Source organism: Pectobacterium parmentieri (assembly GCF_001742145.1).
In the GTDB taxonomy this organism is placed as follows: Bacteria; Pseudomonadota; Gammaproteobacteria; order Enterobacterales; family Enterobacteriaceae; genus Pectobacterium; species Pectobacterium parmentieri.
On the sequence record NZ_CP015749.1, the window covers coordinates 1,339,023 to 1,362,087 of the forward strand.

The following is a 23,065-nucleotide window of genomic DNA, read 5'->3' on the forward strand; positions in this document are numbered from 1 at the left end:
GCAGATATCCTTATCTATTTCAGATTAAATGCGGGATCAAGAGTCAGTGCCTTTAAGGTTGCGGCATGGTTATCCCGATCGATGGAATGCCTGAAAGGCGTGATAGCCAATAGTGAACGAGCAGGTATTTGGGAATAAGGCGTCATGCCGGCGGGTAACACGCCTCCCGGTTGACTCAATTGTGGCCGTAGGCGGCCTGTACCGTATTCGATATTGGCGTTGAGCGGGGCGTGCCGATCTATCAGGCTGGCTGTTTCGCTCCTAATTGGGGCGGTGAGGTCAAAAGATAAACTTAAGTTACAGTAAAAAGATCCTAACGGTGAGTCGGCAAGGCAGGAAGAACCTTTCGGGATGATCCAACTGGCCTGATGGGGAGAAAAGCGATAGCCCTTGAAGGAAATCCAATTGATAAATAAATGGGTATCGGGCTCATCAGCATCCATCGTAATAGTGAGATTTTCCAATACCGCAGACGCATTGGGGAGTGGAATGTCGACGGTTTCCCACATCGGTTTCAGATTTCCTGGCTCGTTGGACGCTTGCTCTTGCCGGGTGTCCGCCCCAAGTTTTGCAGTAATGCTGGCAAGATGTTGCCCATTGGCGGTAACGATAAAGCGTGCCGGGATCCCACGACTTTCCGATGAGAAACGTACGATTAGCCCATTGTTATCAGGGGGAGGCGGGTTTTCCACTGCGGTCCACAGTCGGGTTAACACTCTGGTGCGATCGACCAGTGTTTTACCATCAAGCCATGCTGTACCCTCTTCCCATCCCGCTACAGAAGGGGCCATAAACGGGCTTTGCCCCAGTGCCTGAAGGTAATCCAGTAAGATGTGTTGATCGGGTAACATCAGCGACAGCGTGCGAGAAAAACCGACGATTAGATCCAATGGGGATTTGACCAACGCCCCACGATGGCGTTCGTGCCAAAACGCCGGGCTGAGCAGCAATGCACGCATGAACGGTTTCATCGCATAGTCATGATTGCGTAGCACTTGCGCTAATGCCGATACTGTTTCAGGGTCGTCTTCTAACGAAATAAACGCTCGGTAAAATTTTCCCGCCAGACGTGTTGCCGTTTGGGGTTGCGACAATAAAACATCGACAAGCTGATCGAGCTCTTCATCCGGCGTTCCTTGAATTTTCTGGCCTAACAGCGTTTTTTCGCCGGATACCGCCGCGCTGGCGTCAAATTGATAACGCCATTGTTGGGTGGGGTTTACGCCGTGCCCTGCCAGAATTCGGGCAACCTGTTTGACGTCATTTTCACTGTAGTTACCCTCGCCGAGGGTAAAGAGCTCCATCAATTCCCTTGCAAGATTTTCATTAGGATTCTGACGTGTATTGGACGTGTTATCCAACCCGCTAAGCATCATGGGATCTTGCAGTATTTTCCGCGTCAGAAGGCGAAAACTCTGGCTACCCGCCTGACGAAACAGGGTGAGTTGATCGAAAAAAGGCGCGGTGATTAAGGTATTGTCAAACCGGGAAACGAAATGGTTATGCCAGAACAACGTGAGACGATCGGCAAATGGGGTGGGCGTAAGGATCATTTCCTGAACCCACCACGCTTGTAGCTGGTTAATTTCGTTGATACGGAAAAAAATCATTTCCTGCTCTCGCCAGCCTTTCTGCCAGTAATCGGGATAAGGTTTTTGTACGAAAGTAGGGGGACGAGTATAAAAAGGCGTATTGAGCGTACCCAGCAGATAATCCACGGCTTGCTCCCGCGTCATATCTTTGAAACGTTCAATATCCTGCGGGGTTGTGCCGAATCCGGTACGATCTATCAGATGCCGTGTTTCTGCGATCGTTAAAGCGACACCTGGGGGGCTGAATGTGAGTGTCCACAGCATAATGAGAAAGCAGGACATGTGAAATACAAAGGATAATACTCGTGATTTTCTACTGGTTGATGAGACCCGCTGGGGGGGAAATGATGCGTGATACGCTAATGCAAAACGATCCTGTTTATGCATGATAGTAGGTTATCCCTCTGGCGTAATAAAATAGTGCGGATAACCTACTATGCAAAAAGAGTATGCGGCTTTCACCTTAACTGGGGTGAGCCAGACCCTGGCAAAGGTGAGGACTACGCGCCATTGAGCTGGCGTTTCGCCTGAGCGAACTTACTTTCAAGCGTGCTTTTTGAAACTCCCCTTTTATCACCATAATGCGCAATTAAGGCAGAAATTACCGCATCCTGAGAGGTAAAGAGAGTATAAGCCTGGCCTGACGGCGAATGTTGATTATATAGGCTGATTAACGCGCCAATAATCGTCAAATACGTACTTTCGCTACGTTCCCCGAGTGTGGGCTGTGTCGGATGCTTCATCGATGAGGTGTAAATAGCTTTTAGTGAAAGGTAATCATGTTGTATATTATTACGCTGTTCTTCAAGGTTGGTGTTTTTTATACGCATCACCTCTAATTCAGTTAAAAGTATTTGCACTGAATTTATGTTTATTGATATCGGTGTTAATTGCTCCTCTGGAGAAAATAAAAAATCGGGTTTCTCGTTAGGATAATATGACATCATCCAGTTTTTTAGATCGATATGGCGAATAGACAAATCTGGATCGCTCAAGTCTACCGGTGTCGAACGGGTAATCCCTCGTTTGCAGTGACGTAATTCCCCATTGATGAGTCCATCAATCACTCTTTCCTGATTTAACGACAGTTTTGGCCACGTTTTAGCGGCATAATGTAAAAAAAATAAAGGATTTTTATCGAATTCCTTGAGTATTTCAGACTCTGATGTCATTAAATGGCTCCAACGAATGGCAACTTCGATGGGGCGGTAAAATGTTTTTATAATGGGCGGGTTATTATATTTTGAAAGCATAATGAAAAAATCCTTTTTATCATTTCATCATTTTACTATTTTATTTTTTGTCGTATTCATCCTACGTTGATGTAGGGCTACTGCTGTGGTAAATAAAATGTTTACTTAACGAGTGTTACCCTCCCGTCTATTAGAAAAATACATGACATTGTCGAAAATACTATGACGTATAAGCTACTTTTGTTTTTATCCACAAGATGCTTTTTTAGTATATATTTTATTGCTTCAAAATAAGGTCAGTGTATGCCGTCATACTTCAGGCTGTTTGTGCATGGTAGTGAGAAAATCGATTACGGTTAGCGCGTAGAGCTCGCTGGAGCTGCCTATCTGTTGAATTACGGCGACGCGAGTAGACATCGATTCGGTCGATGGCCTTAACTTAGGCGGGAATGTTATTTCTAGTGAAAATAAGTTGAGATATAGGGAGAGAGTGTCAGAACAATCAGCACGATCCCGCCACCAATATTGATAGTTTTTTTCAACGCAATAGGGTTGATTCTGCCTGATGAACGGATAAGTAACTGTGCTGAAAATAGCAGCCAGGCCGACATCATCACAATGTGTAGGGTAGCGAGTGTGAGGTAGGACACAAGCGATACCGATGAGGTACCATTGGCATTCACAAACAGTGGTACGATAGTGACATAGAGCAGAATCGCTTTAATATTCAGAACATTTGCCAAATAGGCCTCTTTGATACCCACTCTGCCGCTGTTGCATGAGGTTGTACTTTTCTCTCGTAATCCACTTTCTATCAAACGAAATGCTAAGTAGAGCAGATAGCCTGTACCAATAACGGTAATGGTATGCATGAGCGTGGGGTAAAGGGATAGCAACCCTGTGAGACCAATGCTTGCCAGTAAACTATGCGTATAAATGCCCAGCGCAGTACCGATAATAATACGTGATACAGCGTACATTCCCCCACTGGCGACATTGTTCATTGCCAGCGTAAAGCTTGCTCCGGGAGATAACGTTATCGGGGTTAACGCAATGATAAAGCCCAGTATATCCATAAGGTCGAGAGTTCAGCCCTGTGTCTGTTAGCGAGACTATACAGGAGTGTGGGATGGAAATCAGTGAGACGGGCGCATATCGCGCCCGGTGAATGAGGCAGGAAGGTCGCTAATACGGAAGGGGTTAATGCGTGATGATGCTATCCAGCGCGCGCAGGTGTTCCGGCTGCCATGATAGATTGACCTCAGTGCCAGCTTTCCAGTGCGGTTGAATCTCGCTGGCGGGGAGTTTCACCATAAACTGCGGCTGACCTGCGACTTCCGTCATCATCCTGACGTGATCGCCCAGATAGATGAACTGCTGAATGCGGGCTTTGACATGTTGCATGCCGTTGTCAGTATGAGGCGCATTGACGTGAATGCGTTCCGGGCGAATGCAGAGTGTGATTTTTCGGCCAGGCGAGCTGGGTCGAACTTTCAGTGTACGCAGCGACGTGCCATCGTCCAGCGTTGCCCGATAAAACGCACCTTCGGCCTCGGCACGCGTGGCGAGCAGCGTATTATTCTCGCCGATAAACTGCGCCACAAACGCGTTCTCCGGCTTTTCGTAGATATCGCTGGGGCTGTCCATCTGCTGAATCACGCCGTCGTTAAACACGGCAACGCGGTTGGACATTGTCATCGCTTCGCTCTGGTCATGGGTGACGTATACCACGGTCAATTCCAGCGACTGATGGAGTTCTTTGATTTCCAGTTGCATATGCTCACGCAGTTGCTTATCCAACGCGCCCAATGGTTCATCCATCAGCACCAGTTTCGGTTCGAAGACCAGCGCGCGAGCCAGCGCCACACGCTGCTGTTGGCCGCCGGACATCTGGGCGGGGTAGCGATCGGCCAGACTGGTGAGTTTTACACGATCTAACACCCGATCGACTTTCTCTTTGATATCGGCACGGTTCAGGCGACGAATAGACAGCGGAAATGCCAGATTCTCCGCTACAGTCATGTGCGGAAATAGGGCGTAGTTCTGAAATACCATACCGATGTCGCGCTGGTGCGGCGGGAGATGGTGCAACGGTGCATCGCGCAGCAGGATTTCCCCCTGCGTGGGGGTTTCAAACCCGGCGAGCATCATCAAACTGGTGGTTTTTCCTGAACCGGATGGCCCAAGTAGGGTCAGAAATTCACCTTCGCGGATATCCAGATTCAGGTTTTTAACGATCAGACGGTCGCCGTCGTAGGTTTTCTGAACATTCCTGAAGCTGACATAATTTCTCATTTTTCACTCTCCGGTAGTCACTGTTATTCATAAGAATGCATAAACCATGCCGGATACTGAACGAGCAGAAAATACCGTGCGATAATGCGCTAACGCTCGCTCGTTAATCAGAACGGATGCGCTGTTATGGGGCGTGTCGGGGAAAATGGCACCGTAACGGTGCGAATTGGTCTGCATGAAAACGGGGGGCTGTCAGACGCCCGAATGATGGGTACCCAGCGCCTGAATACATGCCACAATCACGGAAAAAGCCTGCTCCATTTGGGGTTCTTCGACGCTGGCGTAGCCTAGCAATAAACCGCGCTGCTGCGTCGGTTGTAAGTAGTAGCTGGAAAGCGGTTTGACCATCACACCACGGCGCAGGATCGCCGCGCTCAGCACGACATCATCAACGTGGGGAGGTAGGCTGAGCAGCATATGTAGCCCGGCATTACTGCTATCCCCTACGTAATCCGCGCCCAGATGCTGTTCGATCAGTGATGTTAATAACGCACGCCGTTTGGCATACAGCAAACGCATGCGGCGGATATGCGCGGCGTAGTGGCCTTCGCGGATAAACTGCGCGAGCGTAGCCTGTGTTAGCCAGTGTCCGCCGCGATAGAGCTCGGAATGCGCCGTCTTCAGCGACTGCGCCAGCAGCGGCGGCAGTACCATGTAACTGACGCGCAGGCCGGGATAGAGCGTTTTGCTGAATGTGCCGATGTAGATCACCGGGGATTGCGACTGGAGTCCTTGTAGCGCGGGGATCGGGCTGCCGGAAAAGCGGAATTCACTGTCATAATCGTCTTCCACCACCCAGCAACCATGCTCTTGCGCCAGTGCCAGCAACCGTTGGCGGCGTGCCAAACTCATCACCGCACCCAGTGGGTATTGATGTGACGGTGTCACGCAAATCAGGCGCGGCGCAGCGTCGGGCGCAAGCGTTTCCGGTGGTGCCAGACCCTGTTCATCGACATCAATAGGAGCAACGCGCAGGCCGTTAATCGTCAGGACATTACGAATCCCCCAGTAGCAGGGATCTTCAATCCACGCCAAATCGCCGGGGTTACATAGCATTTTAGCCAGCAGGTCCATTGCCTGATGGGTGCCTTCGGTAATCAAAACCTGTTCCGGCGTACACTCGACGGAACGGGCGACGCGCAGGTAATCCACCAGCGCCAACTGGAGTTCGGGACAGCCGCCAATTGGCGAATAGGACAGTTGTTCAGGACGAACGCGTCGTGTCAGGCGCGTCTGAATACGCCGCCATAAATCATGCGGGAAGCTGGCGATATCGGGGATGCCGGGCATAAATGCCCCCCATTGGCGAATGGACGCCCCGGCATAACCCAGCAGATGCATACCGCGACGCGAAAGCTCATGTTTAGGCTCTCGTATTTCCCCCGCATTACTGCTGTTCACTGGCAGCATATTGCCATCAGGTAACTGTTCCGTGACGAAGGTTCCACTTCCTTTGCGTGCTTCAATATAGCCTTCCGCCAGGAGTTGTTCGTAGGCCGTCAGCACCGTATTGCGTGACAGTGCCAACTGCTGTGCCAGATCGCGTGACGACGGGAGTCGCTCGCCAGCGGTAATGGCCCCATCGAGAATTGCCTGTCGGATGCTGTCGTACAAACGCTTGTTCAACGCACCATCCTGCTGGTTGGCTAAACGCTGAAGCAATAAGTCGGTTAGCAGTGAGCGCAAAAGTGGATCCTTAAAATATTCAAAACTGGCACTGGATTATAGAACCATCTCGCGTCTAAATAACATCATCATCTTACAACTAGACTAACAGTCATCATCCAACGACTAACAGATGTGTTTAGGATACCGGAGCCGATCATGAAGAATAGCGAACTGAATCAACGCCGTCTGGCCGCCACGCCGCGTGGTGTGGGGGTCATGTGTGATTTCTATGCTGAGCGTGCGGAAAACAGCACCCTGTGGGATGTTGAAGGACGAGAGTTTATCGATTTCGCCGCCGGGATTGCGGTATTGAACACCGGGCATCGTCACCCGAAAATTGTCGCCGCGGTGCGCGAACAGTTGGATCGTTTTACCCATACGGCCTATCAGATTGTGCCTTATGGCAGCTATGTCACGTTGGCTGAGCGTATTAACGCGCTGGCACCGATTCAAGGCGCGGCAAAAACCACATTCTTTACCACCGGAGCCGAAGCGGTGGAAAACGCGGTGAAAATTGCTCGCGCTTACACCAGACGCCCCGGCGTGATCGCCTTCAATGCCGCGTTTCACGGCCGCACGCTGCTGACTATGACGCTGACGGGCAAAGTGGCACCGTACTCTACGGGGTTTGGCCCGTTCCCCGGTTCCATTTTTCACGCACTTTACCCGAATGAAAAGAGCGGCATTACCGTCGAACAGGCACTGGAAAGCGTCGAACGTCTGATGCATACCGATATCGCCGCCGATCAGGTTGCGGCGATTCTGCTGGAGCCGGTACAGGGTGAAGGTGGGTTCCACGTCGCGCCACCTGCCTTCATTAGCGGGTTGCGTAAGCTATGTGATGAGCATGGCATTCTGCTGATTGCCGATGAGGTGCAGACCGGCTTTGCCCGTACCGGTAAGCTGTTTGCGATGGAGTATTATGCAGAGAAAGCGGATCTGATCACTATGGCGAAAAGCCTGGGCGGCGGTTTCCCGATCTCTGGCGTGGTCGGTCGTGCTGAGGTGATGGATGCGCCATCGCCGGGCGGGCTGGGCGGCACGTATGCGGGCAACCCGCTGTCGGTCGCTTCAGCGCTGGCGGTATTGGATGTGATTGAAGAAGAAAAATTGTGCCAACGGGCGCTGCGGCTGGGTGCCGCGCTGGTCGAAACGTTGGAAAAAGTGAAAGCGCAGTGTCCGGCACTGGTAGCGATTCGTGCGCAAGGCTCGATGGTTGCGGCGGAATTTAACGATCCGAACACGGGTAAACCCTCGGCAGAGATTACCCGCCAATTTCAGAAAAGCGCGTTAGAAGCGGGCTTGTTGCTGCTGACCTGCGGTGTACATGGCAACGTGATTCGTTTCCTGTATCCGCTGACGGTTCCTGATGAGCAGTTCAGCAAGGCGATGAACATCCTGACGCGCGTATTAACACAATAGAAGAGATGCTATGCAACTGAAACAGTCTATTTCACTGAAACAACAAACATTATTCCGTCAACACTGCCTGATTGACGGCGAGTGGCAAGACAGCCAAAACGATGAACGTCTGGATGTTACTAATCCTGCGACGGGTGAGGTGTTGGGTTGTGTGCCGCTCGTGACGGTGTCACAAACTGAGCAGGCGATTGCTGCTGCGGAACGGGCGTTGGTTGAGTGGCGTAAGAAGACGGGAAAAGAACGTGCCGCGCTGTTGCAGGCATGGGCGCGTCTGATTATGGACAATCAGGACGATCTGGCTGCGTTGCTGACGGCGGAACAGGGAAAACCATTGGCGGAAGCGCGCGGCGAAATTGCCTATGCCACCAGTTTTATCGACTGGTTTGCGGAAGAAGCCAAACGCATTGAAGGCAACGTATTGCAATCGCCGCAGGGGCAACAGCGCTTGATGGTGATTAAGCAGCCCATCGGCGTGTGTGCCGCGATAACGCCGTGGAATTTCCCGGCTGCGATGATTACCCGTAAAGTCGGCCCCGCACTGGCGGCGGGCTGTACGATGATCGTTAAGCCTGCCGAGCAGACGCCGTTTACCGCGCTGGCGCTGGCGGAACTGGCGCAGCAGGCGGGTATTCCGCGCGGCGTGTTGCAGGTCATTGTTGGCGATGCGCAGTCAGTTGGTAAGGTGCTGTGTGATAGTCCGGTGGTACGCAAGCTGAGCTTCACGGGTTCCACGGAAGTGGGCCGGATCCTGATGGCGCAGAGCGCGCCGACGGTGAAAAAACTCTCGTTGGAGTTGGGGGGTAACGCGCCGTTTATCGTGTTCGATGATGCTGATGTGGATCAGGCAGTGAAAGGCATTCTGGCCTCCAAATTCCGTAACAGCGGACAGACCTGCGTCTGTGCTAACCGGATCTATGTGCAGAACGGGATTTATCCGACGTTGGTAGAACGGCTGATCGAGGAAGTGCGTAAGTTAAACGTGGGCGACGGTACGCAGCCCGGCGTGACGCAGGGGCCGCTGATTGATAACGATGCGGTCAGCAAAGTCGAGCAGCACATTGCCGATGCGTTATCGCACGGGGCAACGCTATTGCTGGGCGGCCAACGCCACGAACGAGGCGGCACGTTTTTCACACCAACGATTGTCGGCGACGTGACCCGCGAGATGCGTTTTGCACGTGAAGAGACGTTCGGGCCAGTTGCACCGCTGTTCCGCTTCAGTGATGAAGCCGAGGTGATTGCGATGGCGAACGATACCGAATTTGGTCTGGCAGCCTATGTCTACACGCGCGACGCCATACGCCAGTGGACAGTGCCGGAAGCGCTGGACTACGGCATGGTTGGCATCAATACTGGACTGATTTCGAATGAAGTCGCACCGTTTGGCGGGGTGAAGCAGTCTGGACTGGGCCGTGAAGGCTCACGTTTCGGTATTGAAGACTATCTGGAAATGAAATATCTCTGCGTCGATCTTTCTCGGTAAATTGTTGTTCCGATAGTGGATGAAAGTGCGTGTAGGCAGCCCACGCTGGCACGCACACAGCAAACGCGCAATGCGTCTGGGTGGTGCAGAAATAGGCTGGATTGCACCACGACATGGCAAAAATGGCGAAATACAACCAGGGCAAAATGTTGACTGCACAACCTTGTTGTTTCTCAGTACCGTTCCCGCCGCCGTTTTAGTAAAACATCAATAAAATTTCTGCATTGGCACAGTTTATGCTCATCTCTTTTTGCATAATTATGCTGATGCATGATGCATCAAAAATACAGTGCACGAAAATAGAGTACGCAAAATAGTGATATGTATTTGACCGTTACGTTGACTACCACTCCAGGAGCAAAGCAATGTCGAAACTCAATACTTCTTCCAAAGCAACAGGACTGTTCAAGCGTCATGCGCTGAAGAAAATAGCGGCCACGGTTTTTCTGGTGACGATGGCCTGTCAGGCCCAGGCGGAATCCGTCACGGTGATCTCATTTGGCGGTTTGAACAAAGATGCACAGGATAAAGCGTTTTACAAACCGTTCGCTGCTGCGGGCAAAGGCACGGTAGAAGCCGGTGAGTATAACGGTGAAATGGCGCGTATCCGGGCGATGGTAGAAACCGGACAGGTGGGATGGGACGTCGTGGAAGTTGAAGGCCCTGAGTTGATGCGTGGCTGTAGCGAAGGCCTGTTTGAGCCGCTGGATTGGTCAAAGTTGGGTGACCAATCCCAGTTTGTCAAAGGTGCCGTCACTGAATGCGGTGCGGGGATCTTCCTGTGGTCAACCGTCTTGACCTACAACGCCGCGAAATTGAAACAGGCACCAAAAAGCTGGGCTGATTTCTGGAATGTGAAAGAGTACCCCGGTAAGCGTGCTCTGCGTAAGAGCGCCAAATTCACCTTGGAAATTGCGCTGCTGGCCGATGGTGTGAAGCGTGACGATCTCTACACCGTGCTGGCGACGCCAGAGGGGGTCGATCGCGCCTTCAAGAAACTGAGTCAGCTCAAATCGAATATTCAATGGTGGGAATCTGGCGCACAGCCGTTGCAATGGCTGGTATCCGGCGATGTGGTAATGACCTCTGCCTATAATGGTCGCGTTGCAGCGGCGCAGAAAGAAGGGCATGACTTCAAGATTGTCTGGGCCGACAGTATTTACGATCTGGATAGCTGGGCGATCGTCAAAGGCTCCAAACACAAGGCGCTGGCGGAGCAGTTTATTGCCTTTGCCAACCAGCCGGAAAACCAGAAGGTGTTCGCCGAGAATATTCCTTATGGCCCGACACACGTTAAGACGACCAGCCTGCTGGCTCCGGCTATTGCTGCCAATCTGCCGACCGCACCAGATAATCTGGCACAGGCTTTGCAGGTAGATACAGAGTTTTGGATCGACCACGGTGAAGAGCTGGAACAACGCTTTAACGCCTGGGCCGCCCAATAAGGCCACAGTGATTTACCGCACGTGATGATGGAGAAAGTGCCTATGTCCCAGAGCGAAATCGTCGCCTCTGCACCGTCTGGCGGGAGCGAGGAAAATGCGACACTGAAACAGCAATTGTGGATCGCGCAGAAAGCCTATAAGAAGCGCTCGCTGCTGCTGATTGCACCGCTGTTTCTGTTTATCGTGGTGAGTTTTTTGTTCCCGATCACCTCGATTTTGGGGAAAAGCGTCTCCAATCCTGAATTGCGCGACAACATACCGCAGACCATTGCCGCGATGCGGCTTTGGTCGGGCAATGCTGTACCGGATGAGGCGGTCTTTCAGGCGTTGGTCGGCGATCTGCGTGATGCTCGCAGCAGCGGCAAACTAAGCACAATCACCAAACGGTTAGGGTATGAAGGGTCGGAATATCGCACGCTGATTACCCGGACATTACGCAAGCTGCCCGTTGAGGGCAGCAGCGACATGCGTGACCAACTGATACGCGAACAGCCGATGTGGGGGGAACTGGCGACGTGGCAAACGTTCGATCGCGCCGCACGGCCTTTCACCAGCTATTACCTGCTGGCGGTGTTTGACCATAAAGTCGATGCCACTACCCAGCAAATCGTCCCACAGCCTGCCGATCAGTCACTGTATGTCGATGTGCTGCTGCGCACGTTGCTGATGGCGGGCGTGGTGACGCTGCTGTGCGTGGGGCTAGGGTATCCGCTGGCGTACTGGCTGGCAAAACAGCCGTCTAACCGCGCTAATCTGCTACTCATTCTGGTTTTGCTGCCGTTCTGGACATCGTTGATTGTGCGGACGGCAAGCTGGATTGTGCTATTGCAGTCTGGCGGGCTGATCAACCGCTCGCTGATTAGCATTGGCATTATCGACGAACCGCTGGTGCTGGTATTCAACCGCATCGGTGTCTATATCTCGATGACTCACATCCTACTGCCGTTCTTCATTCTGCCGTTATACGCGGTGATGAAAGGCATTTCCCCGAACTATGTGCGTGCGGCGATCTCGCTGGGTGCGCATCCATTTATCGCGTTCTGGCGGGTTTACGTACCACAAACGTATGCAGGTGTGACGGCGGGAGCGCTGCTGGTCTTCATGATGGCGATTGGTTACTACATCACGCCAGCGCTGTTGGGGGGGCCAAGCGACCAAATGCTGAGCTACTTTGTTGCGTTCTTCACCAATACCACCATGAACTGGGGAATGGCGGCGGCACTGGGTACGCAACTGCTGATCATCGTGACGCTGCTGTACGTGGTCTATATCCGCGTGACCCGCACCAATGCGGAAGCGGCGGCGCATTAAGCACGATATCCATAACCTTATACTGGGGAGATAACAAATGAGACAGCAGGGTGAAGTGGGTATCCGTCTGTGGAACACGTTCTTTAATTTCTATGGGGCGGCGATGCTGTTGTTTTTAATCGTTCCCGTGCTGGTAATTGTTCCGCTCTCTTTTAATGCGGGCTCGTTTCTGAGCTATCCGCTGACGGGATTTTCCCTGCGCTGGTATCGCGAATTTTTCAACTCTAGCGAGTGGCTGGGGGCGCTGGGCAACAGCCTGCTGATTGCGCCGCTGGCGACATTACTGGCAACGGTGCTTGGCGTGTTGGCCTCGGTCGGGCTGGTACGCGGTGAATTTCGCGGTAAATCGCTGGTGATGGCGGTACTGATTTCGCCGATGATTGCACCGGTGGTGATTGTCGCGGTCGGGATGTTTTTCTTCTTTGCCAAACTGTCGCTGTTGAACAGCTATTTAGGGCTGGTATTGGCACATGCGATGCTGGGTGTGCCGTTCGTAGTGATTACGGTCACAGCGGTCTTGAAGAATTACGATCATAACCTGACGCGTGCGGCTGCGAGTCTGGGCGCGTCGCCGCTGCTGGCCTTCCGCAAGGTGACGTTTCCGCTGATTGCGCCGGGGGTATTCTCCGGCGCGCTTTTTGCCTTCGCGACCTCGTTTGACGAGGTGATCGTCACGCTATTTCTTGCCAGCCCACGCCAGCGCACGTTGCCGCTGCAGATGTTTGCCGGCATTCGCGAGAACCTCGACCCAACGATTGCCGCCGCCGCGACCATGATGGTCGGTGCCGCGCTTGTGCTACTGATCGTAATGGAGATCCTGCGCCGCCGTTCGGAGCGGCTACGGAGTGGGGGGTAATCAGATGCTCTTGGTGTATGGATTATTTTCGTGCGTATTTGATCCTTTATTTTCCCTTCGCGTACTGTTTTTTGCACGTAATTAATGTAGAGCGCAATAGGAGTTGGTTGTTATCCGGCGTAAGAAATTATGCTGAGGAGATATCAGGCTTAGGATGAGCCGCATGGATGCGGCGAAAGCTTGCGCCACGTAGGGAACGTGTCGCAAGCGGTCCGTTAAGTCTGATACCGACGAAGGCATCGCGCAGCGACATAATTAGCGCCGAAAAAGCCAGTGGTCAAGGCGCTGCGGCGATTGAGCGCGCCTTGTCGGGCGTGTGATGAAGTCACAGAGAAATAACGCTACTAATACGCACGAAACTTTCACACTAGGATGTATGTAGTCGTGAAAAGACTAAATTTTGCTGAAATTTTCTTCAGCTTTTTTTAAAAGCCAATTTATGATGCATCAAACACACATTTTGATGTGTGCTGTGTAAAAAGCATATTGTGTAAAAAGATTATTGTACAACGGCTCAGGAGATTCGGTATGACAGCGCAAAAAACGTTACTGCTGACCGGTGCCAGCCGGGGGATTGGGCATGCTACCGTTAAGCATTTCCACGCGGCAGGGTGGCGGATCTTTACCGCTTCACGTCAGAGCTGGGCAGAAGAGTGCCCGTGGGCGGAAAAGCTACTCAATCATATTCATCTCGATCTGGAGGATATTGATAGCCTGCAACAGATGCTGCCGCTGATTAAGGAAAAACTGGGTGGGCGGTTGGATGCGTTAGTCGATAACGCGGGGATTTCGCCAAAAGGGGAAGGCGGGCAACGTCTTGGCATACGCGACACGGACTATGCTACCTGGCTGCGTGTTTTCAACGTCAACCTTTTCTCCAGCGCGCTGCTGGCAAACGGTTTATTCGATGAACTCAAGGCATCACAGGGATGCGTGATTAATATAACCTCGATTGCAGGGTCGCGTGTACATCCCTTTGCTGGCGTAGCCTATGCCACCTCAAAAGCGGCGCTATCGGCGTTGACGCGGGAAATGGCGTTTGATTTTGGTCCGCACGGCGTTCGCGTCAATGCGATTGCGCCGGGAGAAATCGAAACCTCGATTCTGTCACCCGGTACGGATGACATTATTGCGCGACAGGTGCCGATGCAGCGCTTAGGTAAGCCCGAAGAGGTGGCAAGTTTGATCTATTTTCTCTGTACCTCCAGTGCTTCTTACGTCAACGGTGCAGAAATCCATGTGAATGGAGGACAGCATGTCTGACGGACGGCTTACGACCTTTTCCCCCGAGTTCCCCTTTCCTGCGTCCAACCAGCCGGTATTTGCCGAGGCTTTACCACACGATGACGAGTTAATGACGCAGCCTGTACCGCAGGTTTCCTGCCAGCAGGCGTTGGCGATAGCGCAGCAAGAATATGGTCTGTTTGGGCAGATGACGCTGCTTCAAGGTGAACGGGATCTGAATTTTTGTCTGACGGTCACGCCAGACGAACGCTATATGTTGAAAGTCATCAATGCGGCAGAACCCGCCGACGTCAGCGATTTCCAAACTTCATTATTGTTGCATCTGGCTAGTCAGGCGCCGGCGCTGCCCGTACCGCGTATCAGGCCGACACAAGAAGGTCTGTCAGAGGCATGTATTGACATTGATGGCGTACCGCTGCGGGTGCGGTTGGTGAGTTATCTGCCAGGGACACCGCAATATTTGGCTTTGCCCTCGCTAACTTTGATGCAGCAACTGGGCGGCACACTGGCGCAGTTGGATCATGCGCTTCATGGCTTTACGCATCCGGCGGCAAATCGTTCGCTGCTGTGGGATATCAGTCGGGCAGCGCAGGTGCGCCCTTATCTCGATTTTGTTGCTGAGCGGCAGCAGTATCAGCATCTCCTGCGTATTTTTGACCGTTATGACCATCATGTTGCCCCTGAGTTGGCGACGCTGCGTCATCAGGTCATTCACAACGATCTGAATCCGCATAACGTGCTAGTGGATGGCACGTCGCCGACGCGGGTTACCGGCATTATCGATTTTGGCGATGCTGTATTTGCCCCGTTAATCTGCGAAGTGGCGACGGCGCTGGCGTATCAGATTGGCGATGGGACAGATTTGTTAGAGCATGTTGTGCCGTTTGTTGCGGCATACCACCGTCGTATGCCATTAACGCGGGATGAGATCGCGCTACTGCCGGATCTGATTGCGACCCGCATGGCGCTGACCCTGACCATTGCGCAGTGGCGCGCATCACGCTACCCCGATAATCGAGAGTATCTGCTGCGTAATGTACCGCGCAGTTGGCACTGCTTACAGCGCATGGTGACCTATTCCCATACGCAGTTTGTGACTCGCCTACAGCAAGTTTGTGCGGAGAAAGCATGATGAATCAGAGAAAATCCACGACTGAAATGACAACAACCGAAGCGTTACTGGCGCGTCGTCAGCGGGTGCTGGGCAGCGGTTATCGCCTGTTTTATGAAGAGCCGCTGCACGTCGTGCGCGGCGAAGGGGTGTGGCTGTTCGATCATCAGGGAAAACGTTATCTGGATGTTTATAACAATGTGGCCTCGGTCGGGCATTGTCATCCGGCGGTGGTTGAAGCAATGGCGCGCCAGAGCACACAGATCAATACTCACACACGTTATCTGCACCATGCGATTGTCGATTTTGCAGAAGATTTGCTGAGCGAATTTCCCGCCGAACTGAACAATGTGATGCTGACCTGTACCGGCAGTGAAGCTAACGATCTGGCGCTGCGCATCGCCCGACATGTTACGGGGGGAACGGGTGTCCTGGTGACGCGCTGGGCGTATCACGGCGTGACCAGCGCGCTGGCGGAACTGTCGCCGTCGCTGGGGGATGGCGTGGCGCTAGGCCGTCATGTGAAGCTGATCGATGCGCCGGATACCTATCGCCAGCCCGGCGCATTTCTTACCAGCATTCGTGATGCCTTGGCACAGATGCAACAGGAAGGGATTCGTCCTGCCGCGCTGCTGGTGGATACGATTTTTTCCAGCGATGGCGTGTTCTGTGCGCCGAAAGGCGAACTGGCGCAGGCGGCGACGTTGATTCGTCAGGCGGGCGGGGTGTTTATCGCAGATGAAGTGCAGCCGGGCTTTGGTCGCACTGGAGAATCGCTGTGGGGCTTTGCGCGTCATGGCGTCGTTCCGGATTTGGTGAGTCTGGGGAAACCGATGGGCAATGGACACCCGATCGCCGGATTGGTAGGACGTTCCTCGCTGTTCGATGCCTTCGGGCGAGATGTGCGTTATTTCAATACTTTCGGCGGTAACCCGGTTTCCTGTCAGGCAGCGCACGCGGTGCTGCGGGTGATTCGAGAGGAGCAGTTACAGCAGAATGCCCAGCGGGTCGGCGATTATTTGCGCCAAGGGTTGCAGCAGTTGGCGCAGGATTTTCCGCTGATTGGCGACATTCGAGCTTACGGCCTGTTTATCGGTGTGGAGTTGGTCAACGATCGTGAAAGCAAATTTCCGGCAACTGAATCTACGTTGCAGGTGGTGAACGCGATGCGTCAGCGCGGTGTGCTGATCAGTGCGACAGGGCCTGCGGCGAATGTGCTAAAAATTCGCCCGCCGTTGGTGTTTTTGGAAGAACATGCTGATGTGTTCTTAACTTCGCTGAGTGATGTATTAGCGGTCATCGCCGCCCCCACACGAGAGTAAATAATTGCGCGGGGGCGGCGAAAAAGGGGGGGGGTTAGATACGGAACGCGGCAACGGCATGGCTCAGTTCACCCGCCCGCTCTGACAGTGAACCTGCGGCAGCGGCGGCTTCGTTAACCAGCGCGGCGTTTTGCTGCGTGACCGTTTCCATCTGTGAAATGGCGGTATTAATCTGCCCAATGCCCAGACTTTGTTCATTGCTGGCCGTGGAAATTTCAGTCACGAGTGATGCCACGCGTTTTATGTCTTCCACCACGCTCTGAATCGTACTGCCCGCGTCGATGACGATAGTGTGGCCAAGGCTCGCCTGTTCGACGGACGTCCCGATCAGGTTTTTAATCTCTTTGGCCGCGTTTGCACTGCGTTGCGCCAGCGTGCGGACTTCACCTGCGACGACCGCAAAGCCTCGTCCCTGTTCCCCCGCGCGAGCCGCTTCCACGGCGGCGTTTAACGCGAGGATATTGGTCTGAAACGCAATGCCGTCGATCACGCTGATAATATTGGTGATTTTCTCTGCGGATGAGACCATGTTTTGCATCGCCGATGTAACATCGCCCATCATCTTGCCCCCGTCGACAGCGAGCTGTGAAGCCGTCGTCGCCAGTTGGCTGGCGTGGGCTGCGTGGGTGGCATTCTGTTTGACGGAGGATGTCATCTGTTCCATTGATGCTGCGGTTTCTTCCAGTGAGCTGGCCTGCTGCTCGGTTCGGGAGGAGAGATCGATATTGCCGCTGCTAATCTGGCTGGATGCGGTCGCAATGATATCGGCGTTATTGTGTACACGCTCTACGATATCGGTCAGATTTAGCACCATTTCTCGCAGTGCAGTTTGTAACTGCCCCATTTCATCGCGCGAGGTAATGGCGATGCGGTGTGTCAGATCGCCGCTGGCTACTTTTCTTGCTAACTCCACGGCATTTTTTATCGGCACGGCAATCGACATAATCAAGCGCCAACCTGATAACGCAACGATAACGATTCCCGCCAGAAGGATAATCACTACGGAAGATAATATATTATTGAAACTGCTTTGTGATTCGGAATAGAGTTCTTGGCCAACATCAGATTGTAATTTAATCAGTTGGTCGGCAATTTTTTGCAGGGGTTCATATTCGCTTTTTAATGTGTGATTGATAATATATTCTAATGCGTCAGTGTCATTTTTCTGTATTGCATTAATTGCAGGAATAACGGCTTTTTCATTGTATTTTTTATATAAAACGGCAAACTGTTCTTCTAAGGTTTTTTCTTCGCCGGTTAAATAGGTTTTGCTGTATAAGTCCCATTGCGCATCATAAATTTTTTGTGCTTCTGCGATGTGCGCCAGTCCTGCTCTGACGTTGTTTGGCTGCGAGAGATCAACGCTGACAATTTCAAACATCACGTTGTTCACCTGCCTGGTGATATTATCCAAATAACCCAGCGCGATCAGTCGATCCTGATACAGCGTTTTCATAGATTGATTGGTATTATTCATACCAAACAAGCCGGTAGCAGAGACAGCCAAAAGCAATAATGCCATTAACAACATAACCGAAATTAATTTAAGTTTGATGCTCATAAGTACCTCTAAATTACTCCCAGATAAGGAGCGGTATTCTTATATCGACGGGAAAAAGAGAAGGTTTATATTGAGATTAACTAAAATTTAAAAATGGCATGAGAGGGCTTGTGATAGCAGTAATTTACATTGGTTTACAAACTGTTCGCTATTCTATGCTGACTGCTTGGTAATAATTAAAATATTATCCTAGCCGGAAAGTTACCGTTACAGCCAAATGATGAAAATAATCGTTATCCTTAATGACAGCCCTCTTCCCCGTGTGCGAAAACGCGGAAGAAGAGGGTAACCATCAACGATGTTGAGCCAACGTCACAGCATCATGGAGATTAAGGCGCTGCCAGAAATTCTGTGCACCTTTATCACCTGACTCACCGGAGAGCGGGTAACCATCAGCCAGCGCGGTTTTCACCATCAGGTTTCTGCGTTGGGCGGCGGAGAGCTTTGGCAGTACGGCGTCGAGCAGGACTTCGGCACCCTCGGGAACGCTAACCGCAGACGTCGCGTCAGGCTGAGCTGGCAGCCCATACGTCATGGTGTAGCGATAAAATGTTTTCATTTCCGGTGCGGTGTAAGGGTCGTCCTGTGGCGAATTTTTAGCGCAGTCGCTCAACGTGGTGCCACAGGCTTTCTCTAACGCGCTGCGTAACTCGGCTTTGGCCTGTTCAAACAGCCGACGATACTGTGGATCGTTGAGATAATGTGCCACATTGCGTTCGGCAATCATTCGTGAACCCATCACGTCCAATGGATAATGGACGCCCAGCACGACACGCGAGTAGCCATAGCGCGCACCGCGATCGATCAGCGGAACAAAACGCTCAGGGATCATTTCCGCTAGCAGTAGGGCATCGGTGTAACCCGTGTTGGTATGCCCGCTCGGAAATGCGCCGCCGGTAGCGGTATACGGTTTGTTATCGCCAATTACGGCGGTATCTGGCACCAGATGAATCGTATTGTTCGGCTGTAGGAAAGGGCGAGGATAGTTAAAATGTTGCTTGGCAGCGGACGTGCTGACGGCGGATAGCTTGAGCAACACGGCGGCCTTACGAATTTCACCGCGATCGTAGGCGGTGATAAAGACCTTGCCCAACCGTGGGCCCAATGCATCAGCCAGATAGTAGAGATACCCCTGGCCCTCTGCATCCACCAGTGCCTGTTCGCGCTGACCCTTCGTGGCTTCACGATTAATGCGTGTCACGATAGCGGTGTTTTGCTGCAACACATCAGTAGAAAGGTGTGAAAAGGATTCCAGTAGCGCAATGCCTGCCTGCTGGTTGGCTTTTACTGCGAAGTCATAGCTGCTGTTGTGGAGCCACTCGATGTCTGCCTGTTGTGATGTTTCTTGTGCCTGTTCCAGTTGCGCACGGGTGAGCTGTGGGGCATCTCCCTGTATCGCCTTGCGTAGTGCGGCCTGAATGGATTGCTCCAGTTCTATGACGCGAGGACGGTTACTGGCCTGTGTGGTGGTATCGACAATGGTGCTGATAGTCGAACTCTCCGACTGAGGTGGGGCTGCAAACCCGGAAAGCGGGAGTAAAAACGGTAACGTTCCGATCGTGGCAAACAGAGTCGTGTGATAACGCATGATAGTATCCTTAATGGGGAGGATAAACGTTGGTTGGTGCTGGATCAGGCTAGATGCAGATTGTGATAGTAATGTTTCAGGATATATTTTGAGATACTTATCAACGAATTATCATGCTTTGTTATGTTTTAGAACCCACCATGACGTATTCTTGGATAAGCCTAAAAGGAAATATGAAGCCGGAAAATCAGACAAAGGGGAAATGTCGGTATGAATATAATTTTTGATTTAGATGGAACCATTATTGATTCTGTTCCGGGAATTAAAGAGAGCCTTATTTACGCCATTCGAAAGCAAGGGCATATGATTGATGACGGCATTGACATTGCATCGCTCATTGGGCCACCCATGCACAGTATTGTCAGAACACTGTTGGAGCCTTATGGTGACAGCAGAGTAGAAGAAACAATAAACATTTATCGTGCGCATTATGGTCAATTCGGACTTTACAATAGCGTTATCTATGAAGGGATACTGTCAGTGCTGAAAACCTTAAAACAGCGTGGCGATAAACTCTTTATTGCGACATCTAAAAGACAACTATTCGCTGGGGAAATACTCGATGATATGAAGATAAGCCCCTTCTTCTCAGACATTATAGGGACGCCGTCGGATGGAAAAATGGATGATAAGACGAAACTATTAGCTTATTTACTGACTCAAAATGGGTTGGAACCACGTTGTTCAATCATGGTGGGAGATAGAGGGGATGACATTATTGCAGCACAAAACAACCAGTTATTATCCGTCGGTGTACTATGGGGATACGGAACGGCCAATGAGCTAGCAACCCATCAGGCTGACATCCTGTGTGCTCAGCCAACTGAGTTATGTCAGGTGATCGACAAGATAATGTCATCACACCCTGCATAACTGCGCGTGACTATATAGAAGTAGAAGGCATAAAAGAGTTTCTAAAAAACAGAAGGGTGATTTGCTTTTTTTATCATTGACGCAAAGCTCATTTCTCTCTAACTTAAATAGACAATAATTTTTTAATATTTTATTGATTTATAAGAAATTAATCTGATTATAACAAGAATGACAGCCATAAATAGCCCGGCTATTCCTCAATGCAAAAAGGCGATGAAGAGCCTATCTCTGTTCAACATAACAAGTGAAACCGTTCCGTGGGATAGGCTTAATGCCCGCTAATGCGAAATGATTTTACCCACGAACACAGGTTTCCCTACATCAGACAGGCATACGGTTGCGTGTGCCGACGTTACATCTCTTAAAATAGTCAGCAACAGCAGGAGTGAGTCAGGTAATGATCCGGTTAGAAAACGTGAGCGTTGATTTCCCCGCCGGTAAAACTGCACAGTCCAGAGCGGTAAACAACGTCAACCTGACCATTCAACAGGGTGAAGTTTTTGGGATTGTCGGCACCAGCGGCGCAGGAAAAAGTACGCTGCTGCGGACGATCAATTTATTGCAGCGCCCAACCGAAGGGCGGGTGTTTCTGGGCGATACGCTGATCAGTAATGCTTCTGGCCGCGAACTGCGCCAGCATCGGCAACGTATCGGAATGATCTTCCAGCATTTTAATCTGATGCATACCCGCAATGTCTATGACAACGTAGCGTTTAGCCTGCGGGCCGCCGGTAAAAGCAAAGCGGACATTGCCGAGCGCGTGCCGGAAATTCTGGCCTTGGTTGGATTGCAGGATAAAGGGACCGCGTATCCAGCACAGCTAAGCGGTGGGCAGAAGCAACGTGTGGGTATTGCCCGTGCCATTGCCAACCACCCCGAAGTGCTGCTGTGTGATGAACCCACTTCGGCGTTGGATTTGGAAACGTCGGCGTCTATTCTGGCGTTATTAAAAAGTATTAACGTTCGATTAGGTATTACGATCGTGCTGATTTCCCACGAAATGAGCGTGATTAAAAGCATTTGTCAGCGCATGGCGGTAATGACGAGCGGGAATATTGTGGAAGAGGGAGAGGTCTTTACGATCTTCTCTGCACCTCAACACCCCTATACCAAACAACTGGTTAGCCATACCACGCCAGTCGAATTACCCGATCGCTTTAAGAAAAATAATAAAGGCGTCTTGCTAAAAATACTCTTTGCTGATGATTCGGTAGAACAACCGATATTATCCGATGTTGCGCAGCAATTTCAGGTATCAGTAAATATTCTTCATGGCAATATTGAATACATTAACGATCGTGCGTTAGGACATATTATCGCCCAGATTTCATACCGTGACGATCCCGCAGCGGAAAATCTCGCCGCGGCTATTGCGTATATTCGACAGAATACCTTTGGGGTGGAGGTCATCAATGACTGAGTTAATCAGTGAATTAATTTTCGCCTTCGGTGAAACCTTCACGATGGTGTGCATTTCAACGCTTTGTGCGGTGGTATTCGGTCTGCCGTTAGGTATCGCGATTTATGTGACCGATCGTCATTTATTCTGGCAGAACCGTTTTATCTATCTGGTATCGACCATTCTGGTGAATATTATTCGCTCGATCCCCTTTGTGATCCTGCTAGTGCTGTTGTTGCCATTAACACAACTGCTGTTGGGTAACACGATAGGGCCTGTAGCGGCGTCAGTCCCGATGTCGGTAGCGGCGATTGCGTTTTATGCCCGTCTGGTGGATTCCGCACTGCGTGAAGTCGATCCGGGTATTGTGGAAGCGGCTGAAGCCTTTGGTGCCAGCCCGACGCGTATCATCGCTACCGTACTGTTGCCGGAAGCCTTGGCTGGCTTATTACGCGGCCTGACGATCACATTGGTCAGTCTGATTGGCTACTCGGCGATGGCCGGGATTGTTGGCGGCGGCGGTGTCGGCGATCTGGCGATCCGTTTTGGCTATTACCGTTATGAAACCGAAGTCATGGTTGTGACGGTGATTGCGTTAGTCGTGTTGGTGCAGGTCGTACAAACGCTGGGCGATATGCTCTCACGACGGGCGAATAAGCGCGAACGCCGCTAAACCGCGACAGATCAGGACTGCAGAGAGA

At 51.6% G+C, this 23,065-nt stretch carries 18 protein-coding genes; 11 read left to right on the forward strand and 7 right to left on the reverse strand.

The genetic code is table 11. The features are described 5' to 3' along the window. Positions 1-14 precede the first annotated feature (14 nt). From A8F97_RS05900 to pdxR, 5 genes are all read right to left on the reverse strand, one after another. Positions 15-1,856 (reverse strand): DUF1800 domain-containing protein, encoded by a 1,842-nt coding sequence (locus tag A8F97_RS05900; protein WP_227001588.1) that lies wholly within the window; start codon positions 1,854-1,856, stop codon positions 15-17. Between the two features lie 236 nt (positions 1,857-2,092). Continuing rightward, positions 2,093-2,845 (reverse strand): hypothetical protein, encoded by a 753-nt coding sequence (locus tag A8F97_RS05905; RefSeq protein WP_015730607.1) that lies wholly within the window; start codon positions 2,843-2,845, stop codon positions 2,093-2,095. Between the two features lie 398 nt (positions 2,846-3,243). Further along, on the reverse strand, positions 3,244-3,861 hold the full coding sequence (locus A8F97_RS05910) for a LysE family translocator (protein WP_014700183.1): 618 nt from the start codon (positions 3,859-3,861) through the stop codon (positions 3,244-3,246). A gap of 124 nt (positions 3,862-3,985) precedes the next feature. After that, the gene (locus A8F97_RS05915) at positions 3,986-5,080 is read right to left on the reverse strand and encodes an ABC transporter ATP-binding protein (protein ID WP_015730606.1); all 1,095 of its coding nucleotides are present in this window, start codon (positions 5,078-5,080) and stop codon (positions 3,986-3,988) included. 192 nt (positions 5,081-5,272) lie between these two features. Continuing rightward, complete coding sequence (gene pdxR, locus A8F97_RS05920) at positions 5,273-6,766, reverse strand: MocR-like pyridoxine biosynthesis transcription factor PdxR (protein ID WP_014700181.1); 1,494 nt, start codon at positions 6,764-6,766, stop codon at positions 5,273-5,275. Positions 6,767-6,904: 138 nt separating this feature from the next. Here pdxR and A8F97_RS05925 point away from each other — a divergent pair, with 138 nt between their 5' ends. The 8 genes from A8F97_RS05925 to A8F97_RS05960 all read left to right on the forward strand — a co-directional run bounded on the left by A8F97_RS05925 (position 6,905) and on the right by A8F97_RS05960 (position 16,943). Continuing rightward, positions 6,905-8,170, forward strand: a complete 1,266-nt coding sequence (locus tag A8F97_RS05925) for a 4-aminobutyrate--2-oxoglutarate transaminase (RefSeq protein ID WP_014700180.1) — start codon at positions 6,905-6,907, stop codon at positions 8,168-8,170. Between the two features lie 10 nt (positions 8,171-8,180). Then, entirely contained in the window at positions 8,181-9,653 is a 1,473-nt protein-coding gene (locus A8F97_RS05930) for an NAD-dependent succinate-semialdehyde dehydrogenase (RefSeq protein ID WP_033071590.1), read from the forward strand. Positions 9,654-10,018: 365 nt separating this feature from the next. After that, positions 10,019-11,098 carry an ABC transporter substrate-binding protein gene (locus tag A8F97_RS05935; RefSeq protein ID WP_014700178.1) on the forward strand — a complete coding sequence of 360 codons (1,080 nt, stop codon included), beginning with the start codon at positions 10,019-10,021 and terminating at the stop codon, positions 11,096-11,098. Positions 11,099-11,140: 42 nt separating this feature from the next. Then, positions 11,141-12,409 (forward strand): ABC transporter permease, encoded by a 1,269-nt coding sequence (locus A8F97_RS05940; protein WP_014700177.1) that lies wholly within the window; start codon positions 11,141-11,143, stop codon positions 12,407-12,409. Between the two features lie 37 nt (positions 12,410-12,446). After that, positions 12,447-13,265 carry an ABC transporter permease gene (locus tag A8F97_RS05945; protein WP_025920099.1) on the forward strand — a complete coding sequence of 273 codons (819 nt, stop codon included), beginning with the start codon at positions 12,447-12,449 and terminating at the stop codon, positions 13,263-13,265. 528 nt (positions 13,266-13,793) lie between these two features. Further along, on the forward strand, positions 13,794-14,528 hold the full coding sequence (locus A8F97_RS05950) for an SDR family NAD(P)-dependent oxidoreductase (protein ID WP_014700175.1): 735 nt from the start codon (positions 13,794-13,796) through the stop codon (positions 14,526-14,528). Beyond that, positions 14,521-15,642, forward strand: a complete 1,122-nt coding sequence (locus tag A8F97_RS05955) for a phosphotransferase (RefSeq protein ID WP_033071589.1) — start codon at positions 14,521-14,523, stop codon at positions 15,640-15,642. Before A8F97_RS05950 ends, A8F97_RS05955 begins: the two co-directional genes overlap by 8 nt. Continuing rightward, a complete protein-coding gene (locus A8F97_RS05960) occupies positions 15,642-16,943 on the forward strand; it encodes an aspartate aminotransferase family protein (RefSeq protein ID WP_033072046.1) in 1,302 nt (433 codons plus the stop codon). The genes A8F97_RS05955 and A8F97_RS05960 overlap by 1 nt, the downstream gene beginning before the upstream one ends. A 34-nt stretch (positions 16,944-16,977) precedes the next feature. Here A8F97_RS05960 and A8F97_RS24900 read toward each other — a convergent pair whose 3' ends face one another. Together A8F97_RS24900 and A8F97_RS05970 are read right to left on the reverse strand one after the other, a co-directional pair. Next, positions 16,978-18,504: a methyl-accepting chemotaxis protein gene (locus A8F97_RS24900; RefSeq protein ID WP_033071588.1), complete on the reverse strand. Its 1,527-nt coding sequence runs from the start codon at positions 18,502-18,504 to the stop codon at positions 16,978-16,980. Between the two features lie 292 nt (positions 18,505-18,796). After that, complete coding sequence (locus A8F97_RS05970) at positions 18,797-20,092, reverse strand: acid phosphatase (protein WP_033071587.1); 1,296 nt, start codon at positions 20,090-20,092, stop codon at positions 18,797-18,799. A gap of 210 nt (positions 20,093-20,302) precedes the next feature. Here A8F97_RS05970 and A8F97_RS05975 point away from each other — a divergent pair, with 210 nt between their 5' ends. From A8F97_RS05975 to A8F97_RS05985, 3 genes are all read left to right on the forward strand, one after another. Continuing rightward, positions 20,303-20,965, forward strand: a complete 663-nt coding sequence (locus tag A8F97_RS05975; protein ID WP_014700170.1) for an HAD hydrolase-like protein — start codon at positions 20,303-20,305, stop codon at positions 20,963-20,965. 397 nt (positions 20,966-21,362) lie between these two features. Next, positions 21,363-22,385, forward strand: a complete 1,023-nt coding sequence (locus tag A8F97_RS05980) for a methionine ABC transporter ATP-binding protein (RefSeq protein WP_033071586.1) — start codon at positions 21,363-21,365, stop codon at positions 22,383-22,385. Further along, positions 22,378-23,037, forward strand: coding sequence for a methionine ABC transporter permease (locus A8F97_RS05985; RefSeq protein ID WP_014700168.1), 660 nt, complete (start codon positions 22,378-22,380; stop codon positions 23,035-23,037). Before A8F97_RS05980 ends, A8F97_RS05985 begins: the two co-directional genes overlap by 8 nt. The last annotated feature ends 28 nt before the right edge of the window (positions 23,038-23,065 follow it).